At 59.4% G+C, this 1,710-nt stretch carries 4 protein-coding genes and 1 pseudogene; 4 read left to right on the top strand and 1 reads right to left on the bottom strand.

What is annotated here, in order from left to right:
* Positions 1 to 259 (top strand): DUF5615 family PIN-like protein (locus ACH2EI_RS12380; protein ID WP_395160238.1); only part of this gene is annotated, 259 nt, incomplete at its 5' end.
* A 227-nt stretch (positions 260 to 486) separates the two neighbouring features.
* Here the strand turns inward: ACH2EI_RS12380 and ACH2EI_RS12375 are convergent.
* On the bottom strand, positions 487 to 738 hold the full coding sequence (locus tag ACH2EI_RS12375; protein ID WP_395154678.1) for a ribbon-helix-helix protein, CopG family: 252 nt from the start codon (positions 736 to 738) through the stop codon (positions 487 to 489).
* A gap of 77 nt (positions 739 to 815) precedes the next feature.
* Here ACH2EI_RS12375 and ACH2EI_RS12370 point away from each other — a divergent pair, with 77 nt between their 5' ends.
* The 3 genes and pseudogenes from ACH2EI_RS12370 to ACH2EI_RS12360 all read left to right on the top strand — a co-directional run.
* Positions 816 to 1,001, top strand: a complete 186-nt coding sequence (locus ACH2EI_RS12370; protein WP_395154679.1) for a hypothetical protein — start codon at positions 816 to 818, stop codon at positions 999 to 1,001.
* Between the two features lie 182 nt (positions 1,002 to 1,183).
* On the top strand, positions 1,184 to 1,498 hold the full coding sequence (locus ACH2EI_RS12365) for a transposase (RefSeq protein ID WP_395160236.1): 315 nt from the start codon (positions 1,184 to 1,186) through the stop codon (positions 1,496 to 1,498).
* Positions 1,495 to 1,710 (top strand): annotated as a pseudogene (locus ACH2EI_RS12360) (hypothetical protein); the annotation flags it as partial. The gene ACH2EI_RS12365 and the pseudogene ACH2EI_RS12360, both read left to right, overlap by 4 nt.

Genomic DNA, 1,710 nt, shown 5'->3' with positions numbered 1-1,710 from the left:
TGATGGAAACCGGACGACGGACGCCGAGATCATCCGGATCGCCGATCGCGACGAACGAACCGTGGTCACCAAAGACCACGACTTCCTCGATGGTCACCTGCTGAACAATGTGCCGCAACGATTGCTGCTGGTGACGACCGGAAACATCCGCAACGACGACCTGATCGCGCTCATCGAAGCCGTTGAGCCGCTACTCGTCGAAGCGTTCGAGCATTCAGCCTTCGTCGAAGTGAACCGCGGCGCCGTCATCGGCCACTGAGTACCCTCGTCCGATTCAGAAACCCAGCTCGACACGGTGTCAAGCCCTCAAGCCGCTCAGAATATTCACGACCGAGCCGCTTGACCCCGCTCAGACATCTGCGCGAGCCACCTACCAGGTGTTTCGCAGTGCCCCTGGCAGGAATCGAACCTGCGACACACGGTTTAGGAAACAGTTCAACACCGTCCGCCGGGACCGACACCGCCGCGCAACAACAGCCGAAGCGATCAGGCAACTTCCAAAAAGCGGCGAAGCGCTTCACGAATCACTTCGCTCGTCGAAGAACTATCCGCAGCCGCACGCGCATCGATGGCAGCTTTCAACTCAGGGTCAATCCGCACCGGCACAACCTCAGCAGGCGCAGAACCCATCCGCCGCCGACCGCCTCGGCGCTTCAATTTCCCGACGTCGTAACCAGCTTCAGCCTCATCAGCCATCGCCTCCACATCGCGCTGAGACACCTCGTGCCCGTCCATCATTCCTACGACCTTGTTGTCAACACTCATCATTCGCCTCCAGGCAACAGCTCTTCGTACTTTGATCGCATCGGCATAGCGTGAATCACCATCTCCGCACCATCGTCGAAGACCAACACAATCAACTCCAACATCAACCCCGCCCGATTCGGACCAAGGACCAACCAGCGCCTTGGCGGATCATCGTCACCGATCTCGCACTCGACCAACAGTTGATCGATCGCATGAAGAACGTCCTCGTCCGAGACGCCGTGCTTCTGCGCTGACTCGTTGATCTCCACACAGCACAAACGTAATACGAATGAGTAGACGTGTCAACCCGCAAAGACCGGTGACTCAAATCGACTGACCAGCATGAGGCCCAGGCGTGTAATGCCGTCACCCGTCGACCCACAAGGCCGAACTGAGCGTCCCCCTGTGAGCCGGTCACCTCTTCAAGGAGGTAATCATGGCAACCATGGAAAAGAAGGCGACGTCGAGAACTCGACGGTCGTTCCCTGACGAGTTCAAGTCTGACGCTGTAGCAATGGTGCTCGACGACGGTCGCAGGATCGTCGACGTCGCCGAAGCAATCGGTGTCGGCGAGGGCACGCTTGGTAACTGGGCCCGGTTGGAAAAGATCGAGCGCGGCGAACGCGCTGGTCTGACCCGCGACGACCGCGCCGAGTTGGCTGAGCTCCGTAAGGACAACGCCCGTCTGCGGATGGAACGAGATCTACTCAAACGACCAACGGCCTTCTGGGTGAAGGAGTCGGGACAGTGACCCGCTACAAGTGGATTGCTGCCCGGAAGGCCGAGGGATTCCCGATCAAGGCGGCATGCAAGATCGCCGAAGTGTCACGCCAGGCGTTCAACGACTGGCGTGCCAAGCAGGCAGCACCGCCGACTGATGCCGATGTTGCCGACACCGAATTGGTGACGGTGATGCGCGAGATCCATGTCGAGTCCAACAGCACCTACGGCCAACCGCGGATG

Origin of the sequence: Ilumatobacter sp., from assembly GCF_041688325.1 — a bacterium.
In the GTDB taxonomy this organism is placed as follows: domain Bacteria; phylum Actinomycetota; class Acidimicrobiia; order Acidimicrobiales; family Ilumatobacteraceae; genus Ilumatobacter_A.
Note: the sequence above shows the minus strand (reverse complement) of the source record. Positions and strands in the feature narration are given on the sequence as shown.